General features: G+C 61.2%; 19 protein-coding genes and 1 pseudogene. 14 read left to right on the forward strand and 6 right to left on the reverse strand.

Annotated elements, in window-relative coordinates:
* Positions 1 to 72: 72 nt before the first annotated feature.
* A pseudogene (locus GGR62_RS19465) lies at positions 73 to 1125 on the reverse strand (site-specific integrase).
* Positions 1126 to 1230: 105 nt separating this feature from the next.
* Between GGR62_RS19465 and GGR62_RS19470 the strand changes: the two are divergent.
* Positions 1231 to 2172: a DNA-binding protein gene (locus tag GGR62_RS19470; protein ID WP_039815236.1), complete on the forward strand. Its 942-nt coding sequence runs from the start codon at positions 1231 to 1233 to the stop codon at positions 2170 to 2172.
* Here the strand turns inward: GGR62_RS19470 and GGR62_RS21345 are convergent.
* Complete coding sequence (locus GGR62_RS21345) at positions 2112 to 2759, reverse strand: DUF3693 domain-containing protein (RefSeq protein ID WP_326520280.1); 648 nt, start codon at positions 2757 to 2759, stop codon at positions 2112 to 2114. The two genes, GGR62_RS19470 and GGR62_RS21345, sit on opposite strands and share 61 nt — an antisense overlap.
* Positions 2760 to 2906: 147 nt before the next feature.
* Between GGR62_RS21345 and GGR62_RS19480 the strand changes: the two genes are divergently transcribed.
* The 11 genes from GGR62_RS19480 to GGR62_RS19530 all read left to right on the forward strand — a co-directional run bounded on the left by GGR62_RS19480 (position 2907) and on the right by GGR62_RS19530 (position 9149).
* Positions 2907 to 3074 carry a hypothetical protein gene (locus tag GGR62_RS19480; RefSeq protein ID WP_184409486.1) on the forward strand — a complete coding sequence of 56 codons (168 nt, stop codon included), beginning with the start codon at positions 2907 to 2909 and terminating at the stop codon, positions 3072 to 3074.
* Between the two features lie 260 nt (positions 3075 to 3334).
* Positions 3335 to 4276 carry a replication initiation protein gene (locus GGR62_RS19485; protein ID WP_184409487.1) on the forward strand — a complete coding sequence of 314 codons (942 nt, stop codon included), beginning with the start codon at positions 3335 to 3337 and terminating at the stop codon, positions 4274 to 4276.
* The gene (locus tag GGR62_RS19490) at positions 4273 to 4569 is read left to right on the forward strand and encodes a G5P family DNA-binding protein (RefSeq protein WP_011037222.1); all 297 of its coding nucleotides are present in this window, start codon (positions 4273 to 4275) and stop codon (positions 4567 to 4569) included. Before GGR62_RS19485 ends, GGR62_RS19490 begins: the two co-directional genes overlap by 4 nt.
* A 3-nt stretch (positions 4570 to 4572) precedes the next feature.
* Positions 4573 to 4824 (forward strand): hypothetical protein, encoded by a 252-nt coding sequence (locus GGR62_RS19495; RefSeq protein WP_184409488.1) that lies wholly within the window; start codon positions 4573 to 4575, stop codon positions 4822 to 4824.
* Positions 4825 to 4851: 27 nt separating this feature from the next.
* A complete protein-coding gene (locus tag GGR62_RS19500; protein ID WP_005918131.1) occupies positions 4852 to 4980 on the forward strand; it encodes a Phi-Lf prophage-derived major coat protein in 129 nt (42 codons plus the stop codon).
* Positions 4981 to 5076: 96 nt separating this feature from the next.
* Positions 5077 to 6129, forward strand: coding sequence for an attachment protein (locus GGR62_RS21485; protein WP_326520281.1), 1053 nt, complete (start codon positions 5077 to 5079; stop codon positions 6127 to 6129).
* Between the two features lie 135 nt (positions 6130 to 6264).
* Positions 6265 to 6585 carry a phage coat protein gene (locus GGR62_RS19510; protein WP_184409489.1) on the forward strand — a complete coding sequence of 107 codons (321 nt, stop codon included), beginning with the start codon at positions 6265 to 6267 and terminating at the stop codon, positions 6583 to 6585.
* Between the two features lies 1 nt (position 6586).
* Entirely contained in the window at positions 6587 to 7909 is a 1323-nt protein-coding gene (locus GGR62_RS19515) for a zonular occludens toxin domain-containing protein (protein WP_184409490.1), read from the forward strand.
* A 196-nt stretch (positions 7910 to 8105) separates the two neighbouring features.
* The gene (locus tag GGR62_RS19520) at positions 8106 to 8381 is read left to right on the forward strand and encodes a hypothetical protein (protein WP_184409491.1); all 276 of its coding nucleotides are present in this window, start codon (positions 8106 to 8108) and stop codon (positions 8379 to 8381) included.
* Positions 8365 to 8658 (forward strand): hypothetical protein, encoded by a 294-nt coding sequence (locus tag GGR62_RS19525; RefSeq protein WP_184409492.1) that lies wholly within the window; start codon positions 8365 to 8367, stop codon positions 8656 to 8658. Before GGR62_RS19520 ends, GGR62_RS19525 begins: the two co-directional genes overlap by 17 nt.
* 98 nt (positions 8659 to 8756) lie before the next feature.
* Positions 8757 to 9149, forward strand: coding sequence for a DUF4124 domain-containing protein (locus GGR62_RS19530; RefSeq protein ID WP_184409493.1), 393 nt, complete (start codon positions 8757 to 8759; stop codon positions 9147 to 9149).
* A 36-nt stretch (positions 9150 to 9185) separates the two neighbouring features.
* Here the strand turns inward: GGR62_RS19530 and GGR62_RS19535 are convergent, their stop codons facing one another.
* Both GGR62_RS19535 and GGR62_RS19540 read right to left on the reverse strand, forming a co-directional pair.
* Entirely contained in the window at positions 9186 to 9569 is a 384-nt protein-coding gene (locus GGR62_RS19535; RefSeq protein WP_184409494.1) for a DUF3653 domain-containing protein, read from the reverse strand.
* A gap of 202 nt (positions 9570 to 9771) precedes the next feature.
* Complete coding sequence (locus tag GGR62_RS19540) at positions 9772 to 10725, reverse strand: TauD/TfdA family dioxygenase (protein WP_184409495.1); 954 nt, start codon at positions 10723 to 10725, stop codon at positions 9772 to 9774.
* A 198-nt stretch (positions 10726 to 10923) separates the two neighbouring features.
* On the opposite strand from GGR62_RS19540, the gene GGR62_RS19545 reads away from it, so the two are divergent.
* Complete coding sequence (locus tag GGR62_RS19545; RefSeq protein ID WP_184409496.1) at positions 10924 to 12507, forward strand: MBL fold metallo-hydrolase; 1584 nt, start codon at positions 10924 to 10926, stop codon at positions 12505 to 12507.
* Between the two features lie 14 nt (positions 12508 to 12521).
* The gene (locus GGR62_RS19550; RefSeq protein ID WP_184409497.1) at positions 12522 to 14120 is read left to right on the forward strand and encodes an MBL fold metallo-hydrolase; all 1599 of its coding nucleotides are present in this window, start codon (positions 12522 to 12524) and stop codon (positions 14118 to 14120) included.
* Between the two features lie 109 nt (positions 14121 to 14229).
* Here GGR62_RS19550 and GGR62_RS19555 read toward each other — a convergent pair whose 3' ends face one another.
* Both GGR62_RS19555 and GGR62_RS19560 read right to left on the reverse strand, forming a co-directional pair.
* Positions 14230 to 14448 carry an MbtH family NRPS accessory protein gene (locus GGR62_RS19555; RefSeq protein ID WP_053834197.1) on the reverse strand — a complete coding sequence of 73 codons (219 nt, stop codon included), beginning with the start codon at positions 14446 to 14448 and terminating at the stop codon, positions 14230 to 14232.
* Between the two features lie 105 nt (positions 14449 to 14553).
* Positions 14554 to 16269 (reverse strand): cyclic peptide export ABC transporter, encoded by a 1716-nt coding sequence (locus GGR62_RS19560; protein WP_184409498.1) that lies wholly within the window; start codon positions 16267 to 16269, stop codon positions 14554 to 14556.
* Positions 16270 to 16285: the final 16 nt, after the last annotated feature.

Genomic DNA, 16285 nt, shown 5'->3' on the forward strand with positions numbered 1-16285 from the left:
ATGACACCGGCTGCGTATGCCCAACATCTGGCAAACACCGATATCATCAGCCCTGGACTCTAAACCAGGCCGCTACTCAGGGCGGGGGGATGTCGACCCTACAACACTCGACACCGCCCGGTGCTCGGTCATCTGCATGATCGCGGCCAGCGGCACGCCTTGGCGGCTGGCTTCCGTCACGAAGCCCGAGCGAAGGCTGTGTCCCCCAAAGTCTCCCTCGATTCCCGCGAGCTTCGCCCGGCGTTGCACGATCTCGGCCACGGCGGCGGGGGACAGGGCAGGGCCCACGCGGCGCTTCCACAGACGGCGGAAGATCGCCCCCTCCTTAATGCCCGCCTCGGCGATCCATTCCTCAAGGGCCACAGCAGCGCGGTCCAGCACCGGCTTATCCGGGGTCGAGCTCGCGGTGACGCCAGCCTGCTGCGTCTTGCTGTGCTCCAGGCGGTAGAGGTAGCCCGCCTCTCCGATCCGGCGCAGGTCGCGTAGGTCGGCCGCGGCGATCTCGCTACGCCGGCGGCCGCCGCTGGCGAACCCAAAGCAGAGCAGGGCGCGGTCGCGGATCCCTTCCAGGCTGTCGTCACAGGTGGCCAGCATCGCCTCCAGCTCGGGTAGGGTGATCGCGGTCTTCTTGCGCGGTCGCTCACCGCGCTTGACCGCGGCCCGGGCTGCCCGGCTCAGCACCGTGCGGATCGCCGGCTGCTCGCAGGGATTGGCCACCTGTTTGGGCCGGTGCGCGGTCGACAGCACGGCGACCCGATGCCGTACGGTGGCCAAGGTCCAGGGCCCAAGCTTGGCCTTCAGGCCGGCGGCCACCAAGGTCTGGTCCACCATCGGCGGCAGCTCCCACGCCAGCTCGCCGTCAGTCGAGCGGCGCTGCACGTGGTCCACCACAAACTGCAGCACCGTGGCTTCGGGTACCGGCAAGGCGAGCTCGATGCCGTAGCGCGCCGCATGCCAGCCGGCCCATTAGCGCAGGGCACTGGCGTAGCTGCGGGTGGTGTTGGCGGCGGCCGCTTCGGCGAGCAGTTCGCGCACCGCATCCGCCGCCCGTTGCGCCAGCTGTTCGGGCAGCACCAAGTGCTGGACCGTCTGGGCGAGGGCGCTGCTGGTGGAATTATTCTTCATAGTATGTAATGTGCACTACGAATAAGCAAACGTAGCCACGATAATCATCGCTTATCGTGAGTACGTCAACTCCGGGGCAGGGCGCCAGTATTGGAGACAGTTGCAATGGCCAGAGGCATCACCGAATCCGACGTGCACGGCGCCGCCGATGCACTTGTTGCAGATGGCGAACGACCCACGGTCGAGCGCATCCGCGCCCACCTGGGTACAGGGTCACCGAACACAGTTGTGCGCTGGCTGGAGACTTGGTGGCAGGGTTTGGGTTCTCGCTTGGCAACGGACCGTCAAGTCCGGATCACCACGGCCAACGTGCCTGAAGCAGTCGCGTCCTTGGCAGGGCAGTGGTGGACGTTGGCGCTGGACCACGCCCGAGTGCACGCTGATGAGGCATTGGCTGCTGATCGTGCATCCCTCCTAGACGCCCGAGAAACCTTAGAGCGAGATCGGCATACCATGCAGACCGAATTTGCCCGGCTGAAAAGCTTGACACACGAGGCTCAGCAAGCGGAACAGCTCGCTGCTGCAAGGACCTCGGAGCTGGATCGTCTTGTCGAGCAGCTTCAGCGTCAACTGGCCGAACTTGGCCAGCAGCGCGACGCCTTAGCTTTGCGTGCCACCGGTGCAGAAGGCGCCAGTGAAATGTTGCGGATCCAGCTCCAGGAATTGCAGGATGTGGCGCGTGCCGAGCGCGACAATTTGAGCCAACACGTGCGCACCACTGAAGACCGGGCACATGCTGAGATCGACCGTGCGCGTCAGGAGTCCAAGCAGGCCAAGCAGCAGCTAGCTACGAGCCGGCGAGAAGCAGCGCTGACTGAGCGCCAACTTGAGGAAGCGCTAGATCGCGCACAAGGCAATGTTTCCGAGCTCCGCCAAGACCTCACGATCCAACAGGCACGCGCCGATGCACTTGAGGCACAACTGGCCAAATTGAACGATCTGCCGGCAGCACTCGAAGCAGCCTGGCAGCAACATGTTGGACGGAGTCAGCCCAAGCATCCAGAACCTGTGCGGTCTAAGCGAAGTCGCGGCAAAGCGGCTCCCTGATGCCAAGCAAGGCATGGTGTCGTGCTGACTACGCGGAGAGCACCCAGCCTTACCTTAGGATCGTGTCCCGTGGGAGAGAAAAAGTCCTTACAAATCAATGAGGGGCACGATCCGAGGAAAAAGGACACGAATTTAAAAAACTGACAGCGGCAATCAACAGCCAGATCCAGCGGAGCCGCGCTCACGCTGCCCGCTACGTCATTTCGCATAATGTATAGAGGGTGGGTAACGGCCACCGGCGAAAGGGCCGCCAGCAGCGCGTCATGCGCGCCTGCGTGTATGCCGATTGCCACCAGCGCCAGTGCCCCGATCACCGTAGTGACCGGGGACAGTCTGTCCCACACTACGCTCCAGGCCTTCTTCGCTTCCGGGCTTTCAGCGCCTTCGGTTCGTACAAGCACCGCAATTGCTGGGTCTGCTTGAGCTAGGTGGATCAACGCCATCAAGTGGTCGTCCTTGATGGGCTTGCCTTTCCGCCAAAGCGATATGGCGCTCGGAGACACGTCGAGATGCTTCGCCAGCTGGCGGTCCGACGGCTCATTGCGCGCTTTTAGCGCTGTGTCAAGCAATTTATTTATCGTCTGCATGTCGAGTTTTACTTGACGTGGGTGTCGAGTTTTAGTTTATATGCACCCCGTGACGAGTGGTACTCGACACCGCGCACCCCCGGCTCCCCTCCGGGGTCCGCGTCAAGGGGCAGGGGAGGGGGTAGTGGGGTGCATCCGAATTTCGTCTTGCAGCTGCTCGCGCTGATCTCCATCGCGCCTGCCTGCCTGTTACTCGGCCAGGGAATCACCGGCCTAATTGTGTGGCGGCTTGATCGCAAGCACGACGCGATGGTCGCTCAGATCGAGCAAGCCGCATTGGTCGCAATCGCATATCGCGAGGTGCGCCGTGGCTGATTCCCCATCTGTCGAATGGTGCATTTCTACTGCACCAGTGCACGGCGGTCGGCGCATTTATGTCTTGACCATCTTTGTCAACGGCAAACTCATCGAGCAAAGCTATTTCTCATCGCGTATCGATGCTGCTCAGGCGCGTGACTCTGCTATGCAGGTCTACCGTGGCTGACGGCACATGCTCGTTCTGCGGTGAAACGACCGTCTACTTTTTACCCGGTGGCCTATGCGTCGCATGCACCGGTAAAAACGCACGCATACGCATGCAGGAACAGTCCACGCAATCGCGTGAGTTGTCCGCGTTCGATGCGTCTATCGGCGTCATGCAGGCCGCTACGCGCCGCACTGAATTAGCCGCTGAGACCCTCCAAAAGAATAAGCGCGTCGTCGGCACAAGCGTGCGTGAGTTCGACGCTGCCCATCCGATCGCATTGACCCCAGAGGGCCAGCGCGCAGCGCTGGCCCTTGGGCTTGTCCATTACAAAACAACTCAAACGGGCGGCAAGCCAACCGGCACCGTCACCATCGAAATTGATCCCCTTCAGTCGAAGGCGCAACGGCTGCGCAAGTCCGTTATCACCGGAGCGCGTTTGCATGACCAGGAAGCACGGAAAGGTTCGCGACAAGGTGCGTGGTACATGCTCACGCTCACCTACGACGATGGAAGCAACGCAAGCCCTGGCGACGTTAGCGGCCTACTTGCATGCTTCCGCAGCCACCTCAATCGAACTGCAAATCGGCGCAGCCGGTTTAAAGGTCAAAGCCTTCGTTACATATGGGTCGGTGAGCTTACCCAACGTCTCCGCCCCCACTACCACCTCCTCATCTGGGTAGCCAAAGGCATCTGGTTTGGCAAGCCCGATCAGAAAGGATGGTGGAAACATGGTCACACCAAGATGGAAAAAGCCCGCAACTGCGTCGGCTATCTCGCCAAGTACGCGAGCAAGTTCACAGCCCTCACAGCTGGAGCTTTTCCCAAGGGATTCCGCACCCACGGCGTTGGTGGACTCAACAGCGAATCCAAGCGCGAATTGCGCTGGTGGAAAGCACCCAAAGACGCGCGTGAAGCTCTCGGCGGGGAAGCGGATATCCGCAAAGCAAAGGGCGGATGGTTCGACAGGCTTACCGGAGAGTTCTGGCCGTCTCCGTGGAAAGTCACATTCATTTTCGGCCGGACATTCGCCTGGAAGGTAGTCCAACTATGAAAGTTCAGATCATGAGTTCCGCTGTCGCTGTTCGTTCGTTCCCCGCGCGCGAGGGTAAGCCCGCGACGCATTTCCGTGAGCAGACCGCCGCTGTGCTGCGTGAGGGCGATTTCCCGCTGCCGTTCACCATCGGTCTGGATGAGGATCAACCGCCGTATGGCGAGGGCTTTTACATCATCGATCCCAAGTCGTTGCAGAACAATAAATTCGGCGGTCTTGAGTTCGGCCGTCGCATTCGTCTGATTCCGGACCTCACTGCGAAGCTGCAACAGCAGCCCGCAAAGGTCGGGTGATTCATGGCGATGTGCGTAGCCCTGCAAGCGGATGGCACGTTGGTGCCCACCGGCCAATCGGTTGGCGAGTGCAGCGGCTACGTGCTCGTCAGTGGTAGCGAATACAGCGTGTATGCGCTGGTGCAAGAAGCGTTTGCAATGCCTAGCAAGGAAGACGCTGTTGCGTGGTCCACCAGCTGCTGCGGCCTTGTGATCGTGTGGTTCGTCCTGGGACGCCTTGCCGGCAGCGTCGCGGGCATGTTCAACGACCGGTAAATCAATCAATCAAATAGGAGAGACAACATGGGTGACATTCTGACTGGCGTGAGCGGTGCTGAAGCTGCTACCGCGATGATCGCAGCGGCCGCAATCATTGCCTTGGTGGGCTTCACCAAGTGGGGTGCCAAGAAGGTTGCAAGCTTCTTCGGCTAATGGTGGTGAGGGCAGGGCGGCGCTTCGGTGTCGCCCTCTCTCTTTCTGGGGTGGGGCGATGATTATTTTGTTGTTCTGTGGATTCATGGGCGCGCTGTGCGGATGGGCAGGTGTCAAGGGGTTGGACGCGTGATGCTTCGTATCGCAGTCGCACTTACGTGCGTGTTGTGTGCTTGTTTTGCCTTTCCGATTGCGTCTAGTGCTGCCATTCCTTCGGTTGTGTGTGTGCCTAGTTCTGATTGCGATCAGGGCCAGGCATTTGCAGAGGCGAACTCATTCAAGAGTCACGCTGGTGAAAGATGCTCTTCAAACGGGAACCCAGCGCCGAAAGATGTTGTGGTGCGTGATCTGTCTCCTTCCAAGTCGTATGACGTGTATTTTGCGTGTGTCTGGGTGTCTGGTCCGAATACGGGCGGCATTACAGGCTATGAGACGTTTGGCGCGTTTTCCTATAAGACGGATTGTTCTGCGAGACCGCCCATGATCGGCGCTAGCTCGTCCGATGGCAGTGGTGCGAGTTGCGACGATGGGTGTTTTTACAACTTCACCATCGGCGGCGAAAAGGGCAACGGCATGTATCCCAGCGGCGCTACCTGCTCCGCCGGTGATGCGCCACCTTCCACGCCCGGTGATGACGGCGGTGATGGCGATGGTGGTGGCGATGGTGGTGGAGACGGTGGTGGTGACGGTGGTGGTGATGGCGGTGGAGACGGCGGTGGAGACGGTGGTGGTGATGGCGGCGGTGATGGCGGCGGTGATGGCGGCGGGGACGGCGATGGTGACGGTGACGGTGACGGTGACGGCGATGGTGATGGCGGAACGCTTCCCGGCGACGGTGATGGCGAGGAAGGCGGCGAGGGCGCACCCATGTCTGAGCTTTACAAGAAAAGCGGCAAGACTGTTGAGTCTGTGCTGAGCAAATTCAATACGCAGGTGCGTGGCACACCGATGGTTGCCGGCATCACGGATTTCATGAAGGTTCCGTCTGGCGGATCGTGCCCGGTGTTTTCGCTGGGCGCGTCTAAGTGGTGGAACGCCATGACGATCAATTTTCACTGCGGCGGTGATTTCCTGGCGTTTCTGCGTGCGGCTGGCTGGGTCATTCTGGCCATTGCCGCATACGCCGCACTTCGCATCGCTGTGACTTGAGGACGACGATATGCAAGTAGGTTTTTTCAATGATTTCACTTCGTGGCTATTACGCACCTTGAAAGCGATTTGGGATGGATATTCCGATTTCATGTCTGAATTTCGGCGCTGATGCTTCGACTTGGGGACAACGATATGCAAGCTGGATGGTTCAACGATTTGACGGCATGGCTGTGGCGTGCCGTCAAACTGGTGTGGCAAGCGGTTGTCGATTTTGTGGGCGACCTGTTTGTGATGTGGCTGGAACAGTCGCTCTCGGCGATTCTCTACGTACTGACGTTGTTGCCGATGCCGGACTTCATGAAGGGACAGAGCATCGGCGGCATGCTCGGCAATGCAGGCAGCACAATTCTGTGGTTCGCGGACGTGTTCAAGATCGGCCCCGCGCTGGTGATGATTGGCGCGGCCATGGTGTTCTATTTGTTGCGTCGCGTGCTGACGTTGGGGATTTGGTGACATGCTAGTTTTCAACGAAGGCGTGCCTCGCGCCGGCAAGAGCTACGACGCGGTAAAGAATCACATCGTGCCTGCGCTCAAGAAGGGACGCCGCGTGTTCGCCCGTCTCAATGGGTTGCGCTTTGACCGCATCGCCAAGCACCTGGGCATGGCCGAGAATGATGTTCAGCACTTACTTGTGCTTGTGGACACCAAGGACGTGTCTAAGCTCTTTGCGTGCACGCAGGATGAGTCGGGCAAGTGGTGTATTCCCGACGAATTCAAAGATGCGTTGGTCGTGATCGATGAGGTGCATGAGTTCTACGTCAACGAGCGCAAGCCGCTCGCTCCGGCAGTGGAGAATTTCTGGGCACTGCTCGGCCAGAACGGCGGCGATGCGGTCATCATGACGCAGTGGATCAACCGCCTGCACTCGGCGGTGAAGGCACGTATCGAGAAGAAAAACACCTTCCAGAAGCTCACCGCTATCGGCATGAAGGGCCGATATCGCGTGACGTATTTCCACACCACCTCGCCGGGCAAGTTTGAGAAGGTGGGCGGGCAGACGCTCAAGTACGACCCGGCGATTTTTCCGCTGTATGACGGCTATGCCCCTGGTGCCGAAAACACTGAGGTCTACGAAGAAGGCGGTAAAAACGTCTGGGCAGCGATGGCGGTGCGTGCTGCCATCTTTATCGTCGTCGGTGGTGTCGGCATCTACTTTTTCGTGCACTACTTCACCAAGGATCGTTCCGATCCGAACAAGCCGGTGCCCTCGGCCAGCCAGACCAGCAAGCCCACGCACGTGGGTGCGGGCTTGGCTAATGGCGCGCCAAGCGTGCCGATCCAGCCGCCGCCGCCCGATCCGCTCGCCGATCTCACGCAGGAACAGCGCTATGTTGCCGAGCTTGCCAACAAGGGCCGCATACGGCTGTCAGCGCGTGCGCGGGTAGGGGATCAGGATCGGGCGTGGGTCCAGTGGATCGACGAGAGCAACAACGTCATTGAGGAATTGGACCTCACGCAGCTGCGCGCCCTGGGCTACAGCGTCAGCGTCGTCACGTACGGCGTTCGCTTGTCAGCTGGCAAGCACATCATGGTGGCGACCGCGTGGCCCTGGACCGCGCCCATTCGTGAGAAGGACGCACGGCTCTACAACATGGCCCCCGATGGGAGCGGTGGCGCTGCTGGCGTTGCGACCGTAGGGAGTGACGGCGGCGGCGCTGACCGCGACCGGGTGCGAGGCGGTGTCATTGAGTACGGGCCGCGCACGCAGGGCACGTTCCCGGACAACAAGGCCTACACCACGAACACCACGACGCCGGCCACTACCTTGCAGATGTAGTTATGTGACGCGTCATATAACTAATGGTGATTAGACTTTTCTGACGCGTCAGATTAATATAGACCCATCAGATCAAGGGGCAGGGCATGGATACCAAAGATATTCTCGTCGGGATTCAAATCGCAGTTCTGATTTTCTTCGGCATCTTTCGGTGGTACATGGCTGGTCGCCGCGAAGGCAAAAAGGGGATTATGTGATGCGCGACGAAAAAGACCCAGGCACCATTGAAATGCAGCTGCCCAAGCGTCGCGGCCGTCCGCCGCTCAATGGGTTGTCAGCACAAACTGCTGCTGACCATAGCCGCGCCTATCGCCAACGCCGCAAATCACAGCTTCTTGCTGAGGTCAAGATCGCTGACATGAGCGATATGGCCATCATCGACGCCTTGCGCCGTGCCGTGTCTGAAGGCATGCATAGCTTGGTCGTAATCTATGCGAAGGAGATCCAGGAGCGCCATGAATTCACCCGATAATTCTGACGCGTCAGAAAAACAACATCGTCCGGTGGGCCGCCCACCTCGCGGCGACGTTGCCATGTCTGCTGCCGAACGTTCTGCCGATTACCGTGCCCGCAAGGCGCGGCGTCTGCGCGTGGGGCATGCAGCGCCTCGGCAATTGTCTGATGGCCTGCTGCTCGACTTGATCCGCAAGTCCATCGACAACGGATCTGCCGCGCAGACCGTCGCACGCCTGGTCGCCGAGTTGTCTAGTCGCTATCCGATCAATAATTCTGACGCGTCAGATAAATAATGCTACGCAAATCGTGATGCATCACGGAAATAAGGTGTGTAGGGGCAGCGCCTCTACGGACCGTCCGTTATGATTCCCCCTCAGCCAAGGGGAAGGGCATGGAAGCAAGATTTCTAGTGGTGCTGGCGATGGCAATTGTCATGCCCGCCCAAGCACAGCAGGTGCACAAATGCCGCGAGCGCGGCCAGGTCGTTTATCAGTCAGCGCCGTGCGCCTCCGGCCAAGCTGAAAAGGCATGGGATGCCACGCCAGTGCCGGAACAGAGCAACGCTGAGAAATGGCGTCTGTATCGGATCGACCGTCAACTGAAATCCCGCAATGCAGGCGCTGGCAGCTATGCCGGCGGTGCGACCGTTTCCGACAGTGCCAATGGCTCTGCATGTCAAAGCGCCAGGGCCAGCCGTGCAGCCGCCTATGAAGCGGCTGGCGTCCATCGCGACTTCGCGCTTTCCAGCTATTGGGACAACGTGGTGCAAAACGCCTGTAAGTGACCGGGGTGTAGGGGCATAGCCCCTACGGATAACGCCTCACCCGCGCCGTGGACCTCGAGGCCCACGCGTCCTAAGCACTACCTGCGCTCGATCGGCGGACCCCGCGCCATCCACCACTGCAGACCGCTTTTTGCGGCCACGCTGCAGCACATCCCGCAGGTAGATCACCTTGCACGGCTCAGACTTCCTAGCTCCTGGCGTCCTTGTGGCCACAGGCGTTCCCGGCACGTCTCGCCGGCTTTGCCGTTCCTCGGCCATCATCACTGACCACTCCCGCGCGATGCAGCACGTCAGCGACCAGAAGGTCATGTTCGTGGGGTGCAGCTCGCGACCCTCGGGCGTGAAGAACTTGCCCCCTTGAAAACCAAAACCGGCCCAAGGGCCGGTCAGGTCTACGCGATCGTAGGTGTCTACCTTCATCGTCCAGTCCGCTTCCTGTGGAGGGACCAGCAGTGATAGGCCGCCAGGGCGCACAGGAGCGTCAACACATCATTTCGCATAATGTATATTATGTCAGTATGTCAGAATGCTGTTTGGCTGACTAACTCGCCTGCCGCCCACCTTGAGCCATTCGCACAGATACCTGCCGAATGCCCATCGCGATGAGACGCGATGAGCAATATCAGCCACTAGGCTCCATCAACGCCGCGAACACGGCGCGAGATCCCTTGTACGGCTTGCGCCCGTGCGCGAATTTCATGTTGTCGAGCAGCAAGACATCGCCAGGCTGCCAACGAAACATCAGCGCCTCGCTAGAGAAAGCCTGTTGGATCCGGTGCAGATCATCCTCGGAGATTTCCGTGCCGTCGCCGAAGCGCGCATGCCTTGGCAGCTTGTCGGCGCCAAACATGTTCATCATTGCTTGTGACTGCGCTTGCCCCAGGCTGGAGACATGGAACAGGTGAGCCTGATTGAAGAAGACTTTCTCAGAAGTCTCCGGATGGAAAGCGATGCCCTGCGCCCGATTCGAGGTGCGAAGCAAGCCGTCGGCGCTCCAGTGGCAAGAGATGCCGTTATCTGCGCAATATTCGTCGACTTTCGATCGATCTTCTGTTTGGAAGACGGTTTCCCAGGGAAGATCGATGTTCGGGTGGTAATGGCGAATATATTCGACCCCCTTTTCTTCCATTCGCTCGATCAGTTCCTTGCCAATGTTTCGGGACACTTCGCCCATCGGGGCGATCGGGGTTTGTCCGCCTTCAGCCGGTGCTTCGATGCAGCAGAACGCCAACAAGAGTGGCCACGTCGTATGGTACGCACATTCGTTGTGCATCGGAATTTCAAGGCGCGCTGGATAGTTTGTCGCGGTGGATACCCGGTGCGTTATCTCGGTCCTCGGCGTGGATCGATAGACATATTTGTACTGCTGTTGGGATACGCTTTCGACAAACGCATCGAAGTGTTTTATTTCCGAGACCTCGAAGCCACGCAAGAGAATGGCACCATGTTCGTTGAGTTCCTGCCGGTAGCGCGGCATGTCGGGGACGATGACATCAAGCAGCGAGTGCCGCCCGCTTGTCGGTGAGATGATGGTTGGCCCCTTTCTGTTTTCAAATAACGGGGAATATTTGAGCATATGTCCTCTTTATCATTAAACGTTAGGTTGTCATGCTTGGGCAATCGCTATTGTCAGAGACGCACGCGCCTTTGGATATAGACCTGCCGCGCGTTGGCGCGCTGCGACAAGTCGCTGCCACGATCAAGCAAGCATCGGCACCGCCCGGGTCACAGACTGCAATTCATCATTGCTATGCCCTGCATGGTCGCTACCCTAATGACATCTCCCCGCTTCCGGCTGTCCGAACACGTCCGCCTGCTCCCGCGTATCAATGGCTGGTTCGCCCATCCGTATCTGATTTCGCCACTCACCTTCGGTCTGTATACCGAACACTCGCATCTGGCAATGATGGACTCGTTTCTGGAGGATCCGGAACAGCACCGCGCGGCACTGCGCGAGCCTGACATGCGTGGCGGCCCTTTCATCGACCATGCCGGCGATATCGCCGATATACGCAAGCTGCGCGATCAGACCCTGCAACGCTGCGCGCCGCAGCTTCGCTACGCCGAGGCGATCGCCGCGCTTTACCAATTGCTGCACAGCGAAGCCAAGGGCGCCGGCCTGGCCGGTTTGTACGGCAAGATCGATCCACTGATCCGCGACAAGCTGGAAATCTTCTACGATGTCAGCAAGCAGCCTGGTGCGCGTTTCATGGAACGCCAGTTCTACGCCAGCGACGCCTACGACCCCGGTCTGCAGACCGCAGTGCTGGAACCGGTCAGCGAACAGGAACGCGCGTTCGCGCTGAGCACGCCGCAGTTGCCGTCGGCAGCCGGTTCGCTGGAGTTGAGCGTGCCCTTCGCCGATCCGTTCTGGGACCAGCTGTGCGGCGGCATGTCCGATGCCGATGCCCTCGCCGATCTGATCCTTCGCCACGCGCCAGCCGGTACCACGCGCGCAGAAGCCCTCGCCTTGCTGACCGATGCGCCGCTGCCCGAACACCCGACGCCGGACGGCGTGCGCGTGCGTTACTTCGGCCATGCCTGCGTGCTGATCGAAGGCGCCGGAGTCAGCGTCCTGATCGATCCGCTGATCAGCTATCCGGGCGAATGCGCCATCGACCATTTCACCTTCGACGATCTGCCGGCCAAGATCGACTATCTGCTGATCACCCATCCGCACCAGGATCACGTGGTGATGGAAGCGCTGCTGCGGATCCGCCACCGCGTCGGCACCGTGGTGGTCGGACGCGCCGGCGGCGGCGACTTGCAGGACATTTCGCTGAAACTGTGCCTGGAGCAATGCGGCTTCGCCAACGTGGTGGAACTGGCCGACTACGAGGAACTGCGGTTCCCGCAGGGAAGAATCGTCGGCGCGCCGTTCTACGGCGAACATGCCGACCTGGATATCCGCGCCAAACTGGTCCACGCGGTGGAACTGGACGGCAAGGTGTGCGTGCTGTTCGCCGATTCGCGTCCGCCGATGGTGGAGTGCTACGCGCAACTGAAAGCGCTGTTCCCGAAGATCGACTGCATGTTCCTGGGGATGGAATGCGTCGGTGCACCAGCGACATGGCTGTACGGCCCGCTGCTACAGAAGATGCTGACCCGGGGCGAAGACCAGTCGCGGCGCCTGGACGGCTGCGACTGCGCGCTGGCCAGCGCGCTGCAGGATTTCTTCCTGCCCGAGCGGCTCTACGTCTACGCCATGGGCGCCGAACCCTGGGTCACGCACATCACCAGCATTCTGTATTCCGAGGATCTGCCGCAGTTCCGCGAGGCGCGCCAGTTGGAGGCGACCGCGCACGCGAAAGGACGCCATGCCGAACTGCTGTTCGGCCGCTGCGAAATTACGCTCTAGTCCAGGTATCGCTCATGTCCGATGCACCACGTTATCTGCGCGCCAATGCCGTGGCGCGTCCGCTGCTGAATCACTGGATCCTGTGGGACATGCTGATCCCACCGGTGCAGTCTGCGCTGGTGGTGGCCAAGCAGCAGCTGCCGATCCTGGAGTCCTATCTACGTGCGCCCGCGCAGCACGCCCAGGCGGCGCGCGATCCTGTTCTGATGGGCGGGCCGTGGATCAATTATCCCACCGACAAGAGCACCGAGATCGCGCAGTTGCTTGAGCGCACCCGGGCCATGCAAGGCGATACGCTGGCGCTGGCCGCAGCGCTGCAGGCTCTGGACGATCTGTTGCGCCGGCAGGCAACGGGGCAGTCGCTGGAAGCGTTGTACGCGCAGATCCCTGCCGAACTGGCGGGCCTGGTTGAACTGGTCTACGACCTCAACGATCATCCCGGCCTGCGCTTGCTCGAAGGCCTGCTGTATCGCAGCCGCTTCTATCGACGCGACCTGCAACAATTCGCTTTTGGCCTGGTCGAACGCGACTGGCTGCCGTACGAGCGCAGCACACCGGTGCTTGAATCAACTGAGACCCCGGTGCTGAGCCTGCCCTGGGACGATACCCGGCTCGATGCCTTGTTCTGCGCCGAGCACACGCCGGTGGTGGTCGATGAACTGGCCGAACTGCTCGGCATCACTGCCGCGCAGCGTCCAGGATTTGCGCGCTTGTTCGATCTTGCGCCGCCAGCTCGGCGCCATCGTCCACCCGTTGCCGGGGTACGGATCCGCTATCTGGGCCACGCCTGCCTGCTGATTGAATCTGACCAGGTCAGCATCCTCATCGATCCGTTTGTCGCCTACGAGTATCCGACCGACCTGCCCCGCTACACCCTGGCCGATCTGCCCGAGCGCATCGATTACGTGCTGATCACCCATGGGCACAGCGACCATATCCGTCCGGAGATCCTGCTCAGGCTCCGCAACCGGATCGGCAGCGTGGTGGTGCCGCATAGCGCCGGGCGACGCCTGCAGGATCCGTCGCTGAAACTCATGCTGCAGGCGCTTGGATTCGAGCGGGTCATCGAACTGCACGAATTTGAACGCATTGCGCTGCCCGATGGGGCCATTACGGCGTTGCCGTTCCTCGGCGAACATAGCGATCTGGATATCCAGGGCAAGGCCGGCTATCACGTGCAGCTCAAGGGCTGCAGCACTGCGTGCCTGGCCGATTCCTGCAACCTGGATCCGGCCCTGTACCGGCATATCGCCGCCGAACTAGGCGACATCGATGCGTTGTTCCTGGGGATGGAGTGCGAGGGCTCGCCGCTGAGCTGGGGCTATGGCCATCTATTGACCCGGCGCATCGATCCAAAGCTGGACCGCAGCCGGCGTGATCGCGGCTCGCATGCCGACGAGGCCATCGCGCTGATCGAGGCCTGGCCAGCGCACAGCGCCTACGTGTATGCAATGGGCCAGGAGCCCTGGTTGAATCATGTGCTGGCGATCAACCAGTCTGGCGAGCACCTGGGTCTGCGCGAGGCTGATCGCTTCCTTGCCTATTGCCGCGCGCGTGGCATCGATGGCGAGCGTCTTTTCGCAATGAAGGAACTCACCCTGTCCGCAGGCTGAGCGTGGACAACCGGCCACGCCGGTTTTGCCTTTTCCCCCTGCCTCCCCTACCCCCCCGCCCTGTCCTCCCGACGGTATTCCGTCAGGAGGCAGGGCAGTAACGCGGTGCTCAGTGCTCCGCCGCTGCCATGGCGTCGCGCAGGCTCTTGGGACGCATGTCGGTCCAGTGTTCGTTGACATAGTCCAGGCAGGCCTGCTTCGGGTTGGGGCCGAACACCACCGACCAGCCATTCGGCACGTCCGCATAGTCCGGCCACAATGCATATTGTTCTTCGTGGTTGATGACCACGACGTAGATCTGGTCTTGCTCGTCGTCTTGGATCGACATCTGTACGTCCTCCGGTGGGGATGAGTGGCGGCGTGTTGCACGCATCAGGCGATGCGCGATGCGCGGGGCGTCGGCCGCAGGTTCGACGCGCCCGTGGTCTTTCGATCAGGTCCCCGGCGGTATGCCGGGGACCTGCAGTGTTTCCAGCGCCGGCCCGCGCAGGTCCGCAGGGCACTGCGCGTTGCGTGTCGGCTCGGGGCCGACCAGGTGCCCGTAGTCCAGCGTCAGCACACGGTCGGCCAGGTGCCGGTAACCCTGGTCGTGGGTCACCAGCACCAGCGTCTTGCCGCGCGCGCGCAACTCGGGCAACAAGACGGTGTAGAAACGCTCACGAAACGCCTGGTCCTGGTCGGCGGTGAGTTCGTCGAAGATCATGACCTGGCGGTCGTCCAGGCAGGCCTGCACCAGGGCCAGGCGTTTGCGCTGTCCCTGCGACAGATCCACGCTGTCGAACACGCCTGCCGCCTGGTCGAAACCGACCTTCTCGGCAAGATTCACGCGCTCCAGCCAGGCATGCACCTGTGCCGGATCGGCCGGTGCGGCGTCGGCCCCGATGGCGTGCTCGAACAGCATGAAGTCGAAGAACACCGCGCTGAACATCGCCCGGTAGCTGGTCAGCGACAGACTGGTCCCCAATACCTGTCCATCGACCAGAATGCGTCCCTCACTGGGGCTCAGCAGACCGCTGAGCAGCAGCAGCAGGGTCGATTTGCCGCTGCCGTTGCCGCCGGTGACGAACACCGTTTCGCCGCGCCGCAAGGTGAGGTCCACGGGGCCGAACTGAAAGTGATCGCCGTTGTCGCCGGCATAGCGATAGACCACCTGTTCCAGGCACAGCGTGGTCCAGGTCGGCGCCATGCTGGCCGGTGCGGCGGCGACCGCTGCCGAGGGCTGCGCGGACGGCGCATCGTCCAATCCCACTTCGCGCAGGTGGCGTACGCTCGCCGATGCGCTGCCGACCTGGGCGCCGAGATCGAACAGCGCATTGAGCGGGCCGCTGATGAACAGCCCGGTGATGACGAATTGCAGGATCGTGGCCGAGGGCAGTTCGAACAGATAGCGCCCGGCCAGGATCGCGGCCAGCACCCAGCCATAGCCGATCAGCTCGGCGCAGGCATCGCTGATGCCCCAATGCATGCTGGTGTCGAACTGCGTGCGGCGCGCGCTCTCGATCGCCGGCCGCAACTGCGCCTGGGCGAAGTGCCCGGCCCGCGCTGGCGACAGGGTCAGTTCCTTCTTGCCCTCCACCAATGTGCGCAGCAGGCCGTTGAGTGCTTCCTCGGCCTTGCGCATACGGTCGAAGGCAGGACCGGTGAAGCGCCGGGTGACGTAGAACAGCACGCCCGACAAGCCGATGAAAGGCACCACCACGGCAAACAACGGCAGCGACACCCAGGCCAGGTACAGCAGCCCCCCCAGCGACAGCAGGCTGTTGGTCAACAGCACCGGCCCCATCTGGATCATCTGCGCCAGGCGTCCGACATCGCCGATCAGTGCGCCGAACACCGCGTGCTTGCGGTGCATCAACCGTTCCAGCGGCAGCTCCAGAAAGCGCGCCGACAACTCCACGCGCAGGTCCGCCATCAGTCCGCTGCTGACGCGCGCCGCCAGGCGTGCCGACAGCAGGCGCACGACGAGCGCGGCGCCCAGCAGCAAGCTGCCGCGCAGCAGCGCATCGCGCATATCGGCATGCAGCGCATTGGTCGCGGTGGCGTTGAGGTAGTCCAGCAGCAGCATCGAGGTGCCCGCGCTGGCCGCCGACAGCAGCGACATGCCGGCCAGCATGCGGGCATGACGACGCAGATAGCGCTGGATCAACATGGCATCTCTTCTTTGG

The organism is Xanthomonas sp. 3075 (genome assembly GCF_014197275.1).
Lineage (GTDB): Bacteria > Pseudomonadota > Gammaproteobacteria > Xanthomonadales > Xanthomonadaceae > Xanthomonas > Xanthomonas campestris_B.